Raw genomic sequence first — 19,713 nt, 5'->3', positions numbered from 1 at the left:
GGTCGGTCCGGCCGGTTGTCTGCGGAGGTCAGACGGTGGCGCGGGCATCGAGAGTCGCGGTGAACCACTTGGCCGCCTTGGCCAGCAGTCGTTCGGGTCCGTTCGGGCTGGCGAAGCCGAGACATTTCGCGGCGCGGGTGGGGTCGAAGCGGAACATCGCGCCGGTCAGCTCCGCGCCGTTGGCCGGGTCGGGCCACTCGTCGCGCACCGTCAAGCCCCGGTCGCGGGCGAGGCCGGCGAACAGTTCAGCCAACTCGCGGAAGCGGACGTATTCCGGATCGGCGAGCATGGCGACGGTGCCGCGCGCCTCGGCGCGGAAGAGATTTGCCGCGATCGTCTCCGCCACGTCGTCGACGTGCACGAAGCTCACCCCGGCGCGGGCGAAGCGGGCATCCGCCGGGCGCAGCACCAGGGTCGTGCCGTCCGGCGTGAGGTGGCAGAAGCCGGTGCCGAGCAGTTCCCGCAACCACGGTGCGCCGTCGGCGAGCCGGTCGGGGACGACGATCGGCAGGCGGTAGACGACCGGTGGGGTCGTGCACGCCGCCCGGGCGGTCCGCTCCCACGCGGCCTTCATCGCGCCGTACGCCGTCGTGGGGTTGGGCGGGCTGTCGTCGTCGAGCAGCGGCGGCGGATCCGGTGCGTCGCCGAAGACCGCCTGGCTGGAGGCGAAGTGCAGCTCCGCCCGGTTGGCGTTCACCGCCGCGATGACGGCGTGCAGGGCCGGGTAGTCGTAGCGGCACAGGTCGGCGAGATCGTGCGAGGACCGCGCGAGGTGGACGACCGCGGCGCTGCCCTCGCACGCCTCGGTCAGCGCGGCCGGATCGGCGATCGACCCGGCCACGACGGCCTGGGCGCCGACCACGGTACGGGCCCGCTCCGGTGTCCGGGCCAGGCCCCGATACGGGACACCGCGGCGCGTCAGCACCTCGCACAGCGACCGGCCGATGAGCCCGGTGATGCCGGTGATCGTGACCTGTCCGACAGTGCCGGTCATGCCGTCCACCTCGTTCACCACTGTCACCACACGCCGTCGCGGAGCAGCCCGGCGGCGTGCCGGCCGGCACGCGCCGAAAGTGCCATGATCGTGAGGGTGGGGTTCTGCCAGCCGCCGCCGGGGAAGCAGGCGCCGTCGGTGACGAACACGTTCGGGCAGTCCCAGCACGCGTTGTTCGCGTCGACCACGGAGGTCGCCGGGTCGGCGCCCATCCGCGCCGTACCCATGTCGTGGACGTTCAGCCCGGGCACCGTCAGTGCGTCGGCGACCCCGGTGAGGCGCAGACCGGCTGCCTCGGCCGCGTGGGCGACCGCCTCGCGCATCGCGGTGTACAGGCGGTCCTCGTGTGGTCCGTACGCACACTCGATGACCGGTGTGGGCACACCCCAGCGGTCGGTGCGGCCGTCGTCGAGTCGGACCCGGTTGTGCCGGTACGGGAGCATCTCGCCCTGCGCGTCGATGCTCCCGACGGGTACGCCGTCAGCGGTGAGCCGTTGCAGCGTCACCCATAGACCGAACGGCCGGACGTCGCCTGTGGTGGGCGCGGGCGGGACCATGAGACCACGCTGCCGCGCGGACCACTCGTACCCATCGGCGGGCGGGTGCCCGTCGAGCACGCCCGAGGCCGCCAGCACCGGATGGTCCATGAGTCCGCGGCCGACCCAGTCGCTGGTGTTGCCGAGCCCGTCGGGGTGGCGCGGGCCGCGCGAGTTGAGCATCAGCCGGGCGGTCTCGACAGTGCCCGCGCAGAGGAAGACGATCCGCGCGGTGACGTGGTGTCGGGCGCCGGTTGTCGTGTCGACGTAGCGGACGCCGGTGGCCCGGCCGCTGTCCTGGTCGATCGTCACGTCGGTGGCGACGGCGTTCGGCCGCAGCTCCAACCGGCCGGTGCGCTCGGCCGCGGCCAGCGCGTTGGCCTGCATCGTGAATCGCGGCCAGCCCTCCCGCCCGCCCTCGTCGGGGATGAAGCGCACCGGGACCGGGTGGGTGCCGGGTGGCCGGTACGCCTCACGAAAATCCTTCTCCGCGGGGGTCAGCGCGGGCGGCTCGTGCCGGAACCGGCTGTCGGGTAGCTGGGGGAGGCCCTCGCGGCTGCCGGTCGGGCACAGCACGTCCTCGACGAGCGCGTAGAAGGGCGCGAGGGTCTCGTATCGCACCGGCCATGCCAACGTGCAGCCGTCGAGCGGCGCGGCGTCCAGCTCGTAGCGCGACAGGCGAAGCGCGGTGCCGCCCCAGGTCAGTGACCGGCCACCGATCTGCATCCCACGGATCCAGTGGTACGGCTGGTCGTCGGGCGTCCGGTACGGGTGTTCGTCGTCGTCGACGAACAGGTGCGGGCCGCGCGGGCCGAATCCCGGGTGAACCCGTTGCACGTGCTGCCCCGGGTCGCCGACCGGGGTGGGGAGGGTCGCCGGCAGTGCACCGTCCAGGCGTGGCGCGGCACACCCCGGTCCGAGGGCCGGCTCGTCGGCCGGCTCGTCGGAACTGGACGGGAAACGCCGCGGGACGTCGCGTGCCGCGCGGGGCGGGCCGGCCTCCAGCACGAGGGTCTGCCAGCCAGCCTCGGTCAGTTCCTTGGCCGCCCACGACCCGGCGAAGCCCGAGCCGACGACCAGAACGTCAGGGCTGTGCACGCTACTCGACATCCCGTCACCTCATCCGGCGTTGCTCGCCTGCGTCTGCCGCTCAAGCAGGTGGTCGTTGATGTCGAAGTAGCCGACGGGCGGGTCCGCGGACAGTACCCGGATCTCCGGGGTGTCGTATTTTTCGAGGAGGTACCGGAGGTTGGTGGCGGCGGCCCGTTTGTTGTGCGCGTGGTCCTTGTCGTGCGGGAAGTGGATCGCGCTGGCCGCCCGGTCGACGACGAACCGCGCTCCGGCTCGGTGCAGTCGGTAGGCCAGGTCGACGTCCTCGTATCCCCAGGACCGGAACGCCTCGTCGAAGCCGCCGATCGCGCGCAGGTCGGCGGTGCGGGCCGACACGTCGCACGTCCAGTACATCAGCCAGGGTGCGGGCAGGTCGGCGATCGCGTCGCCCGGGTAGCGGCGGTAGAAGTGCTCGCGGTCATCCAGCCACCGGCCTTGCTCCGCCAGCGCGGCGATCGTGCCGTCGACGTCGTCGAAGTCGAGCGAGGCGTGCATCTGCTCGGCGTCTTCGTTGTTGTGGTTGAAGCAGTACACGTAGCCGATCACCGCGACCGAGGTGGCGCCGGTGTGGTTGTCCAGATGGGCTCGCACGCAACGCGAGTGGGCCAGCACGCCCGAGTCGAGGAAGACGCACACATCGGCGGCGGCGTGCTGAATCCCTACGTTGCGCGCGGCGGCCACCCGGAAGCCCTCATCGGGCTGGTAGAAGTACCGCAGGTCGAGGCGCTCGCGGAAGGTGTCCACCACCTCGGCGGTGTTGTCGGTCGACCCGTCGTCCACCACCAGCACCTCGAACCGGCGGCCGTCCATCTCCTGGCGGCTGAGCGCGTCGAGCGTGCGGGCAAGCAGCGCGACCCGGTTGTAGGTGGGCACGATGACACTGCAGTCTGGTCGACTGTCCATCACACATCCTCCTCGGCGGATACAAAAGACGTTGCCACATGTTGCCAAGCTTGGCAAATTCTGTGCCAGCTTTGCCGCGCGGCGGATCAGGCTGAGGCGTACGCCCGCGCCTGCATCGTGTACAGCTCCGCGTAGGTGCCGCCCGCGCCCATCAGCTCCTCGTGCGTGCCGCAGGCGTCGACCCGGCCGCCCTTCAGGACCACGATGACGTCGGCCATCCGCACTGTGGAGAACCGGTGCGAGACGTACACGGTCACCGCGCCGTGGACGTCCTGTTCCCGTGCCGCCGCGGCGAAGCGTTCGAACAGCGCGTGCTCGGCCATCGGGTCCAGCGCCGCGGCGGGCTCGTCGAGCGTGAGCAGTGCCGGTCGTTCCCGGATGAGCGCCCGGGCCAGGCCGACGCGCTGCCACTGGCCACCGGAAAGCTCGGCGCCGTGCTCGTATCGCGAGCCCAGCACCGAACCCAGCCCGTCCGGCAGGCGCTCCAGCAGGTCGTCGAGGTCCGCCCGGTGGATCGCGTCCGCAACGGCCCGGTCGTCGGCGATCACTTCACCGTCGACGGCACCGACGCCGACGCTGTCGCGTACCGCCAGCTCCAACCGCGCGAAGTCCTGGAACAGGGCGGCGGTGGTGGGACGGTCGGGGGTGGCCGCGGTCACGTCGCGTCCGTCGAACCAGATCCGCCCGCCCGTCGGCCGGTAGAGCCCGCACAGCAGCTTCACCAGCGTGCTCTTGCCGGCACCGTTCTCGCCGACCACGGCGACCACCCCGCCGGGCGGCAGCGTCAGGCTGATCCGGTCCAGCACCGGGCGGTCGGCACCCGGATAGGCGAACGAAACGTCGCGCAGCACGATGCCGCGGCCGGCCGGCGGGTCGGCGTCCGCCACTGTCGCCTCCACCGGGTCGGGCTCCGCGCCGGGGCGGGGCTCGCCGAGCTTCTCGACCCGGGCGATCGTCCGCCCCGCCTGTTGCAACACGCCGAGCAGGCCCACCGCCGTGATGATCTGCATGGTCGTCTGCACCGTCAGCGCGAGCACCATGACGAAGTCGCCGACCGTCGCCCGGCCCTCAGCCAGTTGCTGGAACACGAACAGCAGCGCGCCGGCGTATCCGGCGGCGAACGCCAGCTGCCCGACGACCTTGCCCAACGCGGCGCGCAGTTGGCCCCGCCCCAGCCGCCGGGTGGCCTCCTCCCAGGCAGCCGTGTGGCGGGCCACCACCTCGTCCTGTAGGCCCCACAGCCGTAGCTCCAGGAGGCTCTCCGGCGCGGTGGACAACTCGAGGAAGTGCCGGGCGCGGCGGTTTTCCTCGGCCGCGCGCTCCTGGGCGCGCTCGACCTCGCGGTGCGCCCACGCGCTTGCCATCACCAGGAAGACCGCCAGGCATGGCACCAGCACCAGCACCACGTGCAGCCGGGCGATCAGCACGGTGCTGATGGCCAGCTGTAGCGCCAGCCCGCCGAACTGCAGGATCGACTCGAGCGCCCGGTTGATCTCGAACGTGCGCGACTGGGCGACCTGCAGGTCGTCGGCGTAGTCGGGCTGTTCACGCTGCGACAGCGGCACGCCAGCGTTAGCCGCGGTGAACAACCGCTGTTGCAGGTGGGTGTGCGACTGTTCGCCGAGCTCGAAGTAGAGCAGGTGGGCGAAGTGCCCGCCCATCAGCTCGACCAGCAGCAGCCCGGCGAGGAGCACGCCCAGCCAGGCGGCCCATCCGGTACGGCCGGCGAGCAGCGCGTCGGTGAGCTCGCGCAGGCCCAGCGCGATGAACGGCGTGGCCAGGAACCCGGCGAGCAGCAGCAGGATCGACCGGATGAGCTTGCTCCGGTCGATCCGCCACGCCATCGTCAGCAGTTCCCGGGCGGCGGTCAGCGTTCTCACGAGCGGCCTCCTGCGTGGTAGTCGGCCGGTCCCTCGGCCGCCGCCGCGGCGAACCGTCCGGCCTGGGTGCGGAACATCGACGCGTACGTCTCGGAACCCGACAGCAGCTGGTCGTGGTCGCCGAACTCGGTGATCCGGCCGTCCTCCAGCACCGCGATCGCGTCGGCACGGCGGACGGTGGAGAACCGGTGCGAGATCACGAGCGTGGTGAGCCCTTCGGTCAGCTCCAGGAACCGGTCGTAGAAGTCCACCTCCGAGCGCACGTCGAGCTGCGCGGTCGGCTCGTCCAGCACGAGCACCGTCGCGCCCTGGTGCACCGCGTAGAAGGCGCGGGCCAGCGCCACCCGCTGCCACTGGCCCCCGGACAGGCCGGTGCCCCCCTCGTACTCGGGCGACAGCACGGTGTCCAGTCCGGACGGCAGGCGGTCGAGCACGTCGACAGCGTTGGCCCGGGCGAGCGCCGCGTGCATCGCCTCCTCGTCCACGGGCAGATGCGCCGCGCCGAGGTGCAGGTTTTCTCGCAGGCTCAGGTCGAACCGGACGAACTTCTGGAAGATGACGGCCAGGTCGCGTCGCCACCGCAGCGGGTCGAGGGTGGTCAGATCCTGCCCGTCGACAAGCACCGCGCCGGACGTGGGCGGATAGCCACCGGCGAGCAGCTTGACGAGCGTGGTCTTGCCTGCGCCGTTGATCCCGACGAGCGCCGTCGACCGGCCGGCGGCCAGCGTCAGGTCCAGTCCGCGCAAGACCTCCCGCTCGGAGTTCGGATAGCGGAAGCGCACGTCGTCGAAGCGGATCTCGTGTGGTGTGCGATCCTCGGGCGCCACGCGGGGTGCCGTGACGGCCCGCCGCTCGGTCGGGGCGGCTTCGCCGACCAGTGCCCGGTACTCCGCCATGGTGTTCTGGTACTGGAGGCCGTACTGCGTCTGGACGTCACATTCCGGGAAGTACGCGCCGAAGCGCAGCGGCAGCAGTATCGCCTGCACCGCGACGACCAGCACCGCGACGCCCTCCGCCGGGGCGTACGACCGGCTGAGTAGCACGAACGACGCGACCGCGACCACGAACCCGATCGCTGTGTAACCGAGGAACGGCCGCAGGTACACCTCGCGGCGGCGGCGCCACAATGGCCGCAGGTAGCCGTCGGACTCGGCGGTGAAGCGCCGCTGTAACCACGGCAGCAGGCCCAGCACGCGGATCTCCTTGGCGGCCCCCGGCTCGACGCCCAGCGCCTGGATGTAGTTCATCCGCTGACGGGCGTCGCCGAACCGGGCCCAGTCGTCGGTGAACGTCGCGAGCGCACCGCGCTGGCCGAACCGGATCACCAGCGCCCCGATGAGCAGCAGCGCGGCGACCCACCACGACACCGTCGCGCCGACCAGCGCGAGCGCGGCGGCCAGCTGAAGGTAGCGGCCCGCGAGCATCGGTAGCACGCCGGCGCCCACGCCCGGCGTCGGTGCGGCGCGCAGGTAGGCGTCGCTGATCTCGGCCATCGCCGACACCGCGCGCTCCTGCTCCACCCGGTCGAGCGGCGCCCGCAGCGCCGCCGACAGGTGGTCGCCGAGGACGTGCGCGTCGATGCGGCGCCCCGCCCACTTCGCGAGCGCCTCCTGGAACGGCGGCACCAGTTGCTGCCCGGCGAGCGTGACGAACGCGAAGACCAGTTCTGGCCCGGCCTCGCTGATCACGCCGCCGAGACCGGTGGTGCCCACCGCCTCGGTCAGGCGGGTCAGCACCCGGGCCATCGCCACGATGAACGCCGCCGGCAGCAACCCGGACAGGATCGCCAGGACCACCGTCGGCACCAGGACGTCCCACCCCGCATACCGGAGCAGCGCCGCCATCCGCAGCCAGGACCGGATGCGCTCGCGCCGTATCACCTTCATATTCGACTCCCGCCGCGTCGTCCAAGAATCAGTCATCAGCAGACCACGCAGCCGCCCGTCTGGCAACTTTTGACAAATCTGCTTAGCCTGTTGCCTAGATGAGCTTTCGCATCCACGCCGATGGCTCTCGTCGGCCGAGAACGGAGGGCAGCGCAACGATGACGGGTAACTCCCCGGCGTGCAGCGTCGTGATCCCCACGTACAACCGGATGGACCTGCTGCGGCGGACGCTGGACGCGCTGACCCGGCAGGACATCGGGACCGACGCGTTCGAGGTGCTGGTCGTCGACGACGGCTCCAGCGACGACACCGAGGCAATGGTTGCCAGCTTCCGCGACCGGCTGGACGTGCGGTATTTCTTCCAGCCGGACGAGGGGTTCCGGGTCGCGGCCGCGCGCAACATCGGCATCGCCGAGGCGCGGGGTGACGTCCTCGTCTTCCTCGACTCCGGCGTGCTGGCGCACTCCGGCTGCCTACGCGCTCACCTGCGCAGTCACGCGGCCGAGCAGCCGGCCGCGGTGATCGGCTACGTCTACTGCTTCAACTACGCCAACGAGGACGCCGGCGACATGCAGGAGACGCTCGACTTCGACGACGTCGACGGCACCATCGGGCTGCTGCGCCGGGAGGGCCGGTGGCTGGACATCCGCGAGGACTTCTACACGCGCGTCGACGATCGGCTGCGCGACCTGCCGGCGCCGTGGCTGATGTACTGGACGTGCAACGTGTCGGCCCGCACCAGGCAGGTGCGCGCGGTTGGCGCGTTCGACGAGGAGTTTCGCACCTGGGGCTCGGAGGACATCGACCTGGCCTACCGGCTGCACCAGGACGGTGCGGTCTTCCTGATCGACCGCGACGCCGGCGCACTGCACCACCCGCACCCCAAGCTCGGGCTGGACAGGGCGATGGCGATGCGCAACCGCTACTACATCGCCGACAAGTACGACACGCCGATCACCCGGCTGCTCGCCGTGCAGCCGGTCATCGATTTCTTCGACATGAACGATCTCATCAAGGAGCGCGGGTTGCCCAGTTGTGCCGAGTACCGGACGACGCGTGTGGGAACGCCGACGTGACGGGCCGACCTGTCCGCATCGCCGTCCAGGTGCAGCCGCAGCACGCCGACTACCGAGCGATCCGGACCGCCGTCGTGCAGGCCGAGGAACTCGGCGTCGACATGGTCTGCACGTGGGACCACTTCTTTCCGTTGACCGGCGACCCTGACGGCCGGCATTTCGAGTGCTGGACCATGCTGGCCGCCTGGGCCGAAGCCACAACGCGGGTGGAGCTCGGGCCGCTCGTGTCGTGCAGCGGATACCGAAACCCGGATCTGCTGGCCGACATGGCGCGCACCGTCGACCACATCAGCGGCGGTCGGGTGGTGCTGGGGCTGGGCTCCGGCTGGTTCGACAAGGATTTCGTCGAGTACGGCTATCCGCCGGCCACTCCGGTCGAGCGGCTGGACGAGTTCGCCGCCGCGCTGCCCCGCATCCGGGCGCGGCTGGGGGCGCTCAACCCGCCGCCGGTGCGCCCGATTCCGCTGCTGATCGGCGGCAGCGGCGAGCGGCGGACGCTGCGCCTCGTGGCCCGGTATGCCGACCGCTGGCACAGCTTCGGCGACGTCGACACGATGCGGCACAAGATCGCGGTGCTGCACCGCCACTGCGCCGAGATCGGTCGTGACCCCGGCGACATCGAGATCTCCGCCAGCATCGGCGGCGGGCCGTCGCCGGCCGGTGAGCCGGAGGACCTCGGGCCGCAGCTGCGCGATCTCGGAGTGTCGCTGTTCACCCTCGGCGTGTCCGGCCCGGACTACGACTACGGCGCGCTGCGCCGCTGGGTGGCCTGGCGCGACGCCCAGTGACCGGTGCCCGGCTCACGCCCGCAGCCGCTCGTCCAGGCGCTTCACCAGGTCGCGTGCCGTCTCCTCGGTGACCCGCTCCGGCCGGTGGTAAGCGGTCAGCCGCAGGCCGTCGTCCTCCGGCCAGAGCTCCACGTGCAGGTCCAGCGGGAGGTCCAGGTACCGCTGGCGGACGAACGTCGTGCGGGCCCCGTCGAGGCGCAGCTCCGCGGGTGCGTTGTCCTGTAGCGCGAAGAGCACCTGGTACGCCAGCTCGGACGCGGGCCCGTCCTGTGCGGCGAACGCGTCGCCGAAACACTGCCCGGTCGCGCGCAGGGCGGCGGGGCCATCGGCGAGCGCGGCGCCGCGCAGCCGCAGGCAGAGCATCGTGAGGTGGCAGCCGACGGCAAGCTCCGATCCGGCGCCGTGGCGCTGCGCCACCGGCACGCCCACGGCCAGGTCCCGCTGACCGGTGACCTCGGCCAGGGCGGCGCCGAAGTGGTGCAGCAGGACGGCGAACCGGCTGACGCCGGCGGAACGGGCCGCGTCGTCCACCGCGGCGAGGACTGCCGGCTCGATCCGGGTCGGAACCAGCCCGGGACCGTTGCTGCCGGCACCGTCCGCCGGGCTGCCCGGCCAGCGCACCGGCGGCGGGCCGGCGTACCCCGCGCGGTCGGGCCGAACGTCGGTCCCGCTGGCCGCGACCCGCGCGATGTGGTCGCGGTAGGAGCGGGCGAGGGACGGCGGAGCCGGTGTGGTGGGTGGCTCGGCGCCGCGCCGGGCGGCGTTGTACGCCGTCGCGAGGTCCCGCGCGAGTACGGCCTCCGACCAGCCGTCGAACGCGATGTGGTGGATCACGCAACCGAACACCGTGGCATCGCCGGCCCCGGCGACCGCCACACGCCACACGTCGGCGTCGCCGATCACCAGCTCGTCGGCGAAGAGCCGCCGCAGCGCCGCCATCGCCTCCTCCACCGAGGACGCGGCCGGCAGCACCTCCAGCGGCGGCGGATCGATGTCGAGGACCTCCGCCACCGGCCGGGGGTCGGCCACGTACGCGGCGCGTAGCGGCTCGTGCCGCGCGTGTACCGCCCCCACCGCGGTTTCCAGCGCCGCGTGGTCCAGATCGCCCTCAATGACCCAGGTGAGCAGGCAGTGCCCGGTCCGGTCGGCGGGGTCGACGAGGTGCCGGGTGAGGTAGACCAGCTGCATGGGCGTGAGCGGGACCGCGTCGCCATCCGGGGTGTCCGGGGCCGGCTTGTCCGCGCGGAGCCACTGCGCGAGGGCCCGCGCGGTCGGGTGTTCCAGCAGGCGGGCCAGCGGCACCGGGCGGTCGAGCCGCGCCGCCAGCCGCGCGCATGCCCGCCCCAGGTCGAGTGAGGTGGCGCCCAGCTCGGTGAGGGGCACGTCGACCGGCGCGCTGTGGTGGCCGAGCACCTCGGCGAACACCTCGGCCACAAGCGCCTCGCCGTCGTCGGCGGGCGTGGTCACGCCTACGGCGCGCGTGGGCCGGGGATCGAGCGTGGCGAGCAGTGCCCGCTCGTCCAGCTTGCCCTGTGGCGTCACGGGGAACGCGCCGACGGTGTGCACCGCCGTCGGCACCTGATAGGCGGGCAGCACCTCACGCAGCGTGCCGATGGCACCGTCGAGCGGGTCGCCGGGCCGTTCGGGAATGCACCAGGCGACCAGCGCGGGCTCGCCGCCGCCGGTCCGGTCGGCCACCACCCGGCAGGAACGCACGGGCAGCAGTTCTTCGACGCGGCGCTCGATCTCCGCGGGTTCGATGCGGTGCCCCCGGATCTTCACCTGGCGGTCGGCGCGGCCGCGGAAGTGCAGCAGCCCGTCGACGTCGTGGAGGCCCAGGTCGCCGGTCCGGTACACGCGCACGGTCCGGCCGTCGGCCGTGACGTTCACGAACTTCTGTGCGGTCAGTTCCTCGTCGCCGAGGTAGCGCAGCGCCAGCCCGGCGCCAGCGACGCAGATCTCGCCGACCGCACCGGGCGCGCACCGCCGGTCGCCGTCCAGCACGAGCACTTCGGTGCCCGGCACGGGCCGGCCGAGCGGAACACCGTCGGCCCGTCGGGCGTCCTCCGGGCGGATCCGGTGAGTCGTCGTGAACACCGTGCTCTCCACCGGGCCGTATCCGTTGAGCAGCAGCACATCGGGGTGCTGCCGCAGGAACCGGCTCACGTGCGTGGGGGAGAGGCGTTCACCGCCGATCATCAGTTGCCGCACCCCGTCGAACGCGCCGAGGTCCTCGTCCACGACCATGTTGAACAGGCTGCTGGTCAGCCAGACCGTCGTCACGCCGTGGCGGGAGACGCCCTCGCGCAGCGCGCCGGCCGTCAGGTAGGGCTCCGCGACGATCACCGACGTGCCGCCGTTCAGCAGCGCTGCCCACAACTCGAGGGAGTACGCGTCCCACGGTGACGGTGCCGCCAGCGGGACGACCGTGTGCTCGTCGAACGTGGCGAACGTCCCGTCCGTGAACAGCCGCGCGGTGGCCCGGTGTGGGGTGAGGACGCCCTTTGGCCGCCCGGTCGTCCCCGAGGTGAAGAACACGCAGCACGGCGCGTGCCCGCCGACCTCGGCGGGCCGGAAGTCCGGCGGCGGGGACAGTGGCTCGTCCGGTGGCGTCCACACCGGACGACGGACGCCGGGCACCGGGCGGTCGGCGATCAGCACCGGCGCGGGCAGCATCGCTGTCACCTCGCCGAGGCGCGCCGCCGGCCAGGCCGGGTCGAGCAGTGCGTACGCCGCCCCGGTCTTCAACACGGCCAGCAGCGCCGTCACCTGGTCGGTGCCCCGGGGGAGAACCACCGGGACGCAGCTGCCGGGGCCGACCCCGGCGCTGGCGAGCCGAGCGGCCCAGCCGTCCGCGGTGCGGTCCAGCTCGTCGTAGGTGACGGAGCGCTCCCCGGCGACGAGGGCGACGGCGTCGGGCCGGAGCCGGGCCAACCGCGCGACCCGCTGGTGCAGACCCTCGTCGACTTCGTTCGGCATGGCTGCCTCCCGTCCGTGTTTCCAGCCAGCGGTCTCCCATGTTGCCTAAATTTGCCTACTGAGGCAACCTGGAGACATGAGCCGCGACCGATCGCTCGACATCGCCGTCACGGGCGTGCACGCCCTGTTCCCCGGAGCCGCCGACCTGGACGACTGGTGGGAGGCCATGCTGGCCGGCCGGGTGCTCACCACCCGGCTCGACCGCGCCGACCTGCTCTCCGCCGGGGTTCCGCCGGAACTCGCCGACGACCCCGACTACGTGCCGGTGCGGGGACATCTCGACGATGCCGACCGCTTCGACCACGTCCTGTTCCGGATCAGCGCCCGCGATGCGGAGCTGATGGACCCGCAGCACCGCCTCATGCTCGAATCCGCATGGGCGGCCCTGGAGGACGCCGCCGGGCGGTCCGCAGACCTCACCACCGCCGTCTACGCGTCGGACAGCGGTAGCGGTTACCTGCGGGCGATGCTCGCCGCCGGACCGCTCGATCCGCTCACGCTCGACCAGGCGCTGCACGGCACCGAGCCCGACTTCATCGCCAGCCTCATCGCGTACAAACTGGGCCTCACCGGCACGGCGCTCGGCGTGCGCACCGCATGTTCCTCGTCGCTGGTCAGCGTGCACCTGGCCGTGCAGGCGCTGATCAACGGCGAGTGCGACCAGGCCGTCGTGGTCGCCGCCGGCATCGACTACCCGCAGGCCGGCCACCTGCACGTGCCCGGCGGCATCCAGTCGGTGTCGGGGCACTGCCGCCCGTTCGACGCGCGGGCCGACGGCGTGGTGGCCGGCTCCGGCGTCGCCTGCGTCGTGCTGCGCAGGCTCGCCGACGTCACTGACGGCCCGCCGTTGTACGGCGTGCTGCTCGGCACGGCCACCAACAACGACGGCTCCGCCAAGGCGGGCTACTACGCGCCGTCGGCCGAGGGCCAGGAGGCAGTCATCGTCGCCGCCCTCGCCGCCGCGGACGTCGGCGCGGACTCGATCGGCTACCTGGAGGCTCACGCGACAGGCACGCACGTCGGCGACCCGATCGAGTGGTCGGCCGCGAGCGCCGCGTTGTCGGCCGGCGGCGCGCGCCCGGGTCAGGTGGCGGTCGGCGCACTCAAGTCCACAATCGGCCACCTCGACTCGGCGTCCGGGCTGGCCGGGCTGATCCGCGCGATGCGGGTGCTCCGCGAGGGCGTGGTGCCGCCGGTCACCGGCTTCACCGAGCTCAACCCGTTGCTCGATGTCGCCGGCTGCCCGCTGTACGTGCCGACCGCCGCCGGTCCGTGGGCCGGTCCGGAGCCGCGCCGCGCCGGGGTCAGCTCGTTCGGCATCGGCGGCACCAACGCCCACGTCATCGTCGAGCAGCCGCCGCCCGCGCCGGTGGTTCCGCCCCGGCCCGAGCGGGAGCGGCTCGTGGTCCTGTCCACCGCCAGCGCGGACGTCCTCGACCGCGCGGCGGACCGGCTCGCCAGCCACCTGCGCCGTGCCGAGCCCGATCTGGCCGATGTGGCGTACACCCTGGCCACCGCCCGCGACCCGCTGAACAGCCGGCTGGCAGTCACCGGCCGGACCGCCGCGGAGATCGCTGAGCGCCTCGAGCACGCCGCCGGCGTGGCCCGCGGCGCCTGCCCGACCGAGGGTCCCGCGCCGGTCGTGTTCCTGCTGCCTGGGCAGGGCACCCAACGGCCGGGCATGGCGATCGGGCCGGCCGCCGTGCTGCCCGGGTTCGCCGACGAGTTGGACGCATGCCTGCGGGGGTACGGCGCCGCGCTCGCCGCGCAGCTGCGCCACGCGCTGTACGACCCGAAGTTCCCGGCCGAGGACCTGGCCGCGACCGCGCTGGCTCAGCCGGCGCTGTTCGCGATGGAGTACGCCATCGGCCGGGCCCTGATCGGACTCGGCGTCGCCCCGGCCGCGCTGGTCGGCCACAGCCTCGGCGAACTGACCGCCGCCTGCCTGGCCGGCGCGATCGACCTGCCCGACGCCGCCCGGTTCGTCGCCGCCCGCGGTGAGGCGATGCACGCTTGCCCGCGCGGGAGCATGCTGGCGCTCGGCTGCGACCCGGGGACCGCGCGGTCATTGCTCGCCGACGCCGGTGCGGACCTCGAACTGGCCACCGAGAACGGCGCCGAGAGCTGCGCGGTCGCCGGGCCGGACGAGGAGATCGAGCGGTTCCGCGCCTGGCTGGGTGACCGGGTCCTGACCCGGGTGCTGCCGACCAGCCACGCGTTCCACAGCAGCCTGATCGAGCCGGCGCTGCCCGCGCTGGCCCAGGCGTTGACCGGTGTCACGCTGCGCCCGCCGGCCGTGCCCTACGCGAGCAACCTCAGCGGACGCCTGATCGAGCCGGGCGAGCCGATCTCGGCGGACGACCTCGTCGCACAGGCCCGCCGCCCCGTGCTCTTCGCCGGTGGCCTGGCCGCGGTCGCCGAGCGGCTGCCCGGCTGCCTGGCGATCGAGGTGGGGCCGGGTCGGGTGCTGTCCGGTCTCGCCGCGGCCGCCGGTCTCGCCGCCGTCCCGCTGCTGCCGATGCGCGACGAGAGGCCGGCCCGGGAAGTGGTCGACGCGCTCGGCACGCTCTGGACGCGTGGGCAGCCGCTGGCGCCGGAGCTGCTCGGCGCGGACGGTGGCCGGCCCGTGCACCTGCCCAGCTACCCGTTCGCCGACCGGCGATGGAGCGCGCCGGAGGTGGCGCCGGTGGCCGCGGCGACCGCGACGCGAGCCCCGGTGGCGGGCGCCGGCCCGGCGGCCGGTCCGGCACCGGCCGACCAGGTCCCGGCTGCCGCCCCCGCCGTCGTGCTGCCCAAGCTCTGGGCCGAGGTGCTCGGACACGGCGACCTGGACGACGACTCCGACTTCTTCGCGCTGGGCGGAGACTCGCTGCTCATCACGCAACTCGCCCGCCGCATCCACGAGGAGTTCGGGCTCCGGGTGCCGCTACGCGAGTTGCTCGCCGGTCGCACGCTCGGCCGGCAGACGGCCCTCGTCCGCGACACGTTGCGCAGTGCCGCGGCCGGCACCACCTCCTGAACCCCGAGACCTGAGGAGAAGCAATGACAGTCACCGTCGAGCCAGCCATGGCAGGCCTGGGCGCACCACTGCCCGAGACCGGCCGCGAACCGGTACACCAGGCCGTCATCCGATACGCCCACAGCCGGCCAGGCCATCCCGCGGTCCGCGGCGGCGGCACCTGCGTCAGCTACCGGCAGCTGGACGCCTGGTCCGCCCGCGTGGCCGCGGACCTGGCCGCGGCCGGTGCCGGGACCGGCACCCGGGTGGGCGTCCTGGCCGAACCGTCACCGGCGATGGTCGCGGCTGTCGTCGGCATCCTGCGCGCCGGCGCCGCGTATGTCCCGGTCGACCCCGCCTGGCCCGATCGCCGGATCACCGAGGTGCTCGACGACGCCGGGGTCGCCGCCGTGGTGTGCGCCGGCGGCGACGCGTCGCGCCTCGCCGGGACCACTGTCCCGCTCGTACTGGCGGGGGAGCCCGAACCGGACGGACACCCGGCGGAGCCCTCCACGGACCTCGTGTCCGACGACGCCGGCGCCTACGTCATCTACACCTCCGGCAGCACCGGCGAACCCAAGGGCGTGCTCGTCACGCACGGGCAACTCGCCGCGTCCACGCTGGCCCGCCGGTTGGTCTACCCCGGCGCGCCGACCTTCCTGCTTGTGTCGCCACTGGCCTTCGACTCCTCTGTCGCCGGGCTGTGGGGAACGTTGACCGCCGGTGGCACGCTGGTCGTCGCGTCCCGTGCGGAGGTCCGCGACCCGGAGCGGCTGGTCGAGCTGATCCGCCGTCACAACGTGACGCACACGCTGTGTGTGCCGTCGCTGTACGGTGTGCTGCTTGACGCCGCCCGGCGGGCCGGCCCCGGCGCGCTGGACAGCCTCCAGACCGTCGTGGTGGCTGGTGAGCCGCTGCCCGAGCAGCTGGTCGAGCGGCACTTCGCCGAGCTCCGGGCCGGCGTCACCCTGGTCAACGAGTACGGCCCGACAGAGGCGACGGTGTGGGCGAGCTACCGCGCGTTCGACGCGCCCGGGCCGGTGTCGATCGGCGGGCCGATTCCCGGTGCCCGGCTGTACGTCCTGGACGACGATCTCCGGCCGGTACCGCCCGGCACCGTCGGTGAGTTGTGCGTGGGCGGCGCGGGCGTCACCGCCGGCTACCTGGGTCGGCCCGACGCCACCGCCAAAGCTTTCCCGCTCGACCCGTTCACCCCTGTGGCTGGCGCGCGGATGTACCGCACCGGCGACCGCGTTCGCTGGAACCCGGACGGCACGCTGCACTTCGTCGGCCGCCAGGACCACCAGGTGAAGATCCGGGGCCACCGGGTCGAGCTGGGCGCTGTCGAGTCCGCCCTCGCCGCCGTGCCGGGCATCCGCGACGCCGTCGTGCTCCCGGACTCCGGCCACAGCGTTCTCGTCGGCTTCGTCCGGGCGGACCCCGGGATCGACCCCAAGCAGGTGCACGACGCGCTCGCCGAGCGGCTCCCACAGGCCATGGTCCCATCCCACATCCGCGTGCTGGACCACTTCCCGCTCACGTTCAGCGGCAAGGTCGACCGGGAGCAGCTACGTGCCGCCGCGGACGAGCCGACCGCGGCACCTGCCCCACAGGCGCCGCAGGCGGGCGTGGTGGCCGGGGTCACTGCCGCATGGTCGGAGGTGCTGAAAATCCCGCAGGTGCCGGCCGACGGCAACTTCTTCGACCTCGGTGGGCACTCGCTGGCGATGTTCCAGCTACAGGACGCCCTCGAACGGCACACCGGCGTGCGGCCCTCCGTGGTGGCGCTCTTCCAGCACACCACAGTGTCGGCGCAGGCCGACCTGGTCACCGCGGGTGGCACGAGTACCGGCCAGTCGGCACCGGACCGCAGCGCGGCCGTCGCCCGGCGTGCCCGCGCTGTGCGGGCCCGGCGTCAGCGCGCCAACTCGGGGGAGCGGTCGGCATGAGCGCCCAGCCGGACCGGTGGTTCCAGCGCACTGTCGAGTGCCGCGAACTGCGGCAGGTCCTCGTGGCGTTCCCGCACGCCGGCGGCTCCGCCGGGTTCTTTCGTGACTGGGCCACGCATCTGCCCGGCGCCGACGTACTGGCGGTGCGTTATCCGGGCCGCGCCGAGCGGATCGACGAGCCGCCACCGGCCGACATGGTGCGGCTCGGCAGGGACATCGCGGACGCCCTCGGCGAGTTGCTGGCGGACACCGACGTCCCACTGACCCTGTTCGGGCACAGCATGGGGGCGGTCGTGGCGCTGGAGACCGCCCGCGCGCTGGAGGAGCTGGGCGTCCGGCCGGCGCACCTCATCGTGTCTGGCTCCCGCGCGGGCCCGCTGCCGGAGGTGGCGCCGCCGACCGAGCTGGAGGCCGACGAACTCGCGCTCCGGCTGGCCGCGCTCGGCGGCACCGACGCGGCGATGCTCGACGACCCGTTCTTCCGGGAGCTGGTGCTGCCGTACATCCGCAGCGACGGCGAGATGTTCCACGCCTACCGTCATCGGCGGGAACCCGTGCTGCACTGCCCGGTCACCGCGGTGGTGGGCGCGGACGACACCGACGCCGACCAGCGCCCGTGGCCGGAGCTGACGACCGCCGGGTTCCGCGAACACGTCGTCGCCGGGCACCACTTCTATCTGGTCGACGAACCGCCGTACGAGCTGCTCCGCAACGCGCTGGCGGTGACCCGGTGACGGCGCCGCACGACGCACCCGCGACGGTCGGGCCGCCGCCCGCGGTCGACCACGAGCTGGCCGCGCCGCTGTCGGCGATCCTGGCCGGGATGCCCGGCCCGCTCAGCCCGGAGCTGATCGCCGATCGGCGCGCGCGCACCGCGGCGGGCCGCCTGCCGGATGAGGACATCCGGCGGGCCGGCGTGTTCGAGCTGACCGAGCTGACCGCGCCGGGTCCGCCCGGCGCGCCGGAGGTGCCGCTGCTGCTGTGTCGCCCCACCACGGGCGTCGGACCGTATCCGGTCATCTATCACACGCATGGTGGCGGGATGGTGGCTGGCGGCACCCGTACCGCGGAGCTGGCCGACGACCTGGACCGGGCGCAGGCGCTGGGACTGGCGGTCGTGGCGGTGGACTACCGGCTGGCGCCGGAGCACCCCGACCCCGCACCGCGCGAGGACTGTTACGCGGGACTGGTTTGGCTCGCGCGTCACGCCGCCGGGCTTGGGCTGGATCCGGAGCGGATCGTGGTGAGCGGCAACAGCGCGGGCGGCTGCCTGGCCGCCGGGCTGGCTCTTGCCGCCCGCGACCGTGGTGGCCCGCCGCTGCTCGGGCAGATGCTGCAGTGCCCGATGCTCGACGACCGGTGCGACGCGCCCGCGCAGCACCAGCTCCGCCGCACCGGATTGTGGGACGGCGCCTCCAACCGCGCCGGATGGACGGCGCTGCTGGGCGAACGCCGCGGCACGGCGGACGTCTCCGCGCTGACCGCGCCGGCCCGGGCCGTCGACCTGTCCGGCCTGCCACCCGCGTTCGTCGACGTGGGGTCCGTCGAGGCACTGCGGGACGAGGCGATCGCCTACGTCACGCGGATCTGGCAGGCCGGCGGTGAGGCCGAACTGCACGTCTGGTCCGGGGCCTTCCACAGCTTCGACCAGTGGGTCCCGGACGCGGTCGTCTCCCGCACCGCGAAGCAGACCCGTAAGGACTGGCTGCGCCGGCTGCTGGAACGCAGCGGCCGGGGGTGCCAACAACTGACCGGCAACACCGACCACGACGAGAGTGGAGGGATCACATGACCCCGCGCACCGCAACACCGGAAACGGCCGTCGACGGCCTGGCCGCGTCGCTGGATGTCGACCAGTTCCGCCGGTCCGGTTACCTGATCCTGCCTGGCTTCCTGTCGGACGACCTGGTGGACCGGATCCGGCCCGAGGTCGACCGGTGGGTGGACGAAGGGCTGCGTGCCCAGTCGATCCAGTGCAGCATCGATCCGGACACCCACGGCGTGCCGCAGGTGCTGGAGCTGGAGCTGCCGGCGCACGGCGAGCTGATCACACACCCGCCGCTGATGGCGGTGCTCGCCCGGCTGATGGGCCCGTCGTTCGCGTTTCACCACCTGCACAGCGACCGGCAGGAGCCGGAGCGTCCGGGCAAGGCGTGGCACCACGACTACGAGCAACAGCCGCAGACCGACCGGACGTACACGATGATCCACACGTTGCACTACCTCGACGGCCTCGACGCCGACACCGCGCAGTTGGTCGTCCTGCCCGGCTCGCACCTCGAAGTCGCGGAGAAGGACGCCCGCGCCGCGACGGGTACCGACTCGCTGCCCGGCGAGGTGGTGATCGACCGGCTGCCGCGCGGCTCGACCGTCGTGCTGCATTCGGCGCTCTTCCACGCCCGTCGCGCGCTCCCCGGCGGCGGGGGCCGGGACCGCTACTTCATCGACGCGTCGTACTGCCAGGCCGGGACCCAGTGGCCTCAGGTCAAGCCCTACTGGCGCTCTTCCCTGACCCGGGCGCGCGAGCTGGGTCTCGGCGCGTCGTGGCCGGATCTGTTCGATGAGCGGCACTTCAGCGGTTATCAGCGACCGGCTGAATGATTGTGTTTCAAAC

Annotated in this window: 13 protein-coding genes; 7 read left to right on the top strand and 6 right to left on the bottom strand. The window is 73.0% G+C overall.

What is annotated here, in order from left to right; translation table 11 throughout:
• Positions 1–28 precede the first annotated feature (28 nt).
• The 5 genes from AB0A95_RS05785 to AB0A95_RS05765 form a co-directional block, all read right to left on the bottom strand.
• Entirely contained in the window at positions 29–1,012 is a 984-nt protein-coding gene (locus AB0A95_RS05785; RefSeq protein WP_357554491.1) for an NAD(P)-dependent oxidoreductase, read from the bottom strand.
• Between the two features lie 5 nt (positions 1,013–1,017).
• Positions 1,018–2,640 (bottom strand): GMC family oxidoreductase, encoded by a 1,623-nt coding sequence (locus AB0A95_RS05780; protein ID WP_357554490.1) that lies wholly within the window; start codon positions 2,638–2,640, stop codon positions 1,018–1,020.
• Positions 2,641–2,649: 9 nt separating this feature from the next.
• Positions 2,650–3,543 carry a glycosyltransferase gene (locus tag AB0A95_RS05775; RefSeq protein WP_357554489.1) on the bottom strand — a complete coding sequence of 298 codons (894 nt, stop codon included), beginning with the start codon at positions 3,541–3,543 and terminating at the stop codon, positions 2,650–2,652.
• Between the two features lie 86 nt (positions 3,544–3,629).
• A complete protein-coding gene (locus AB0A95_RS05770) occupies positions 3,630–5,423 on the bottom strand; it encodes an ABC transporter ATP-binding protein (protein WP_357554488.1) in 1,794 nt (597 codons plus the stop codon).
• Positions 5,420–7,309 (bottom strand): ABC transporter ATP-binding protein, encoded by a 1,890-nt coding sequence (locus AB0A95_RS05765; RefSeq protein WP_357554487.1) that lies wholly within the window; start codon positions 7,307–7,309, stop codon positions 5,420–5,422. The genes AB0A95_RS05770 and AB0A95_RS05765 overlap by 4 nt, the downstream gene beginning before the upstream one ends.
• A 158-nt stretch (positions 7,310–7,467) precedes the next feature.
• On the opposite strand from AB0A95_RS05765, the gene AB0A95_RS05760 reads away from it, so the two are divergent.
• Both AB0A95_RS05760 and AB0A95_RS05755 read left to right on the top strand, forming a co-directional pair.
• Complete coding sequence (locus AB0A95_RS05760; RefSeq protein ID WP_357554486.1) at positions 7,468–8,385, top strand: glycosyltransferase; 918 nt, start codon at positions 7,468–7,470, stop codon at positions 8,383–8,385.
• On the top strand, positions 8,382–9,173 hold the full coding sequence (locus AB0A95_RS05755) for an LLM class F420-dependent oxidoreductase (RefSeq protein WP_357554485.1): 792 nt from the start codon (positions 8,382–8,384) through the stop codon (positions 9,171–9,173). The genes AB0A95_RS05760 and AB0A95_RS05755 overlap by 4 nt, the downstream gene beginning before the upstream one ends.
• Before the next feature lie 12 nt (positions 9,174–9,185).
• Here AB0A95_RS05755 and AB0A95_RS05750 read toward each other — a convergent pair whose 3' ends face one another.
• The gene (locus AB0A95_RS05750) at positions 9,186–12,152 is read right to left on the bottom strand and encodes an amino acid adenylation domain-containing protein (RefSeq protein WP_357554484.1); all 2,967 of its coding nucleotides are present in this window, start codon (positions 12,150–12,152) and stop codon (positions 9,186–9,188) included.
• Positions 12,153–12,228: 76 nt separating this feature from the next.
• Here AB0A95_RS05750 and AB0A95_RS05745 point away from each other — a divergent pair, with 76 nt between their 5' ends.
• From AB0A95_RS05745 to AB0A95_RS05725, 5 genes are read left to right on the top strand one after another with little or no spacing between them, the layout of a single operon-like run.
• Positions 12,229–15,171 carry a beta-ketoacyl synthase N-terminal-like domain-containing protein gene (locus AB0A95_RS05745; RefSeq protein WP_357554483.1) on the top strand — a complete coding sequence of 981 codons (2,943 nt, stop codon included), beginning with the start codon at positions 12,229–12,231 and terminating at the stop codon, positions 15,169–15,171.
• 23 nt (positions 15,172–15,194) lie between these two features.
• The gene (locus AB0A95_RS05740) at positions 15,195–17,099 is read left to right on the top strand and encodes a non-ribosomal peptide synthetase (RefSeq protein ID WP_357554482.1); all 1,905 of its coding nucleotides are present in this window, start codon (positions 15,195–15,197) and stop codon (positions 17,097–17,099) included.
• A complete protein-coding gene (locus AB0A95_RS05735) occupies positions 17,096–17,833 on the top strand; it encodes an alpha/beta fold hydrolase (RefSeq protein WP_357554481.1) in 738 nt (245 codons plus the stop codon). Before AB0A95_RS05740 ends, AB0A95_RS05735 begins: the two co-directional genes overlap by 4 nt.
• Entirely contained in the window at positions 17,830–18,891 is a 1,062-nt protein-coding gene (locus AB0A95_RS05730; protein WP_357554480.1) for an alpha/beta hydrolase, read from the top strand. Before AB0A95_RS05735 ends, AB0A95_RS05730 begins: the two co-directional genes overlap by 4 nt.
• Positions 18,888–19,700 (top strand): phytanoyl-CoA dioxygenase family protein, encoded by an 813-nt coding sequence (locus AB0A95_RS05725; RefSeq protein ID WP_357554479.1) that lies wholly within the window; start codon positions 18,888–18,890, stop codon positions 19,698–19,700. Before AB0A95_RS05730 ends, AB0A95_RS05725 begins: the two co-directional genes overlap by 4 nt.
• Positions 19,701–19,713: the final 13 nt, after the last annotated feature.

It is taken from the genome of Micromonospora sp. NPDC049230 (assembly GCF_040647875.1).
Taxonomy (GTDB): domain Bacteria; phylum Actinomycetota; class Actinomycetes; order Mycobacteriales; family Micromonosporaceae; genus Micromonospora.
The sequence above is the reverse complement of the archived record's forward strand: the minus strand, read 5'-3'. Positions and strand labels throughout refer to the sequence as shown.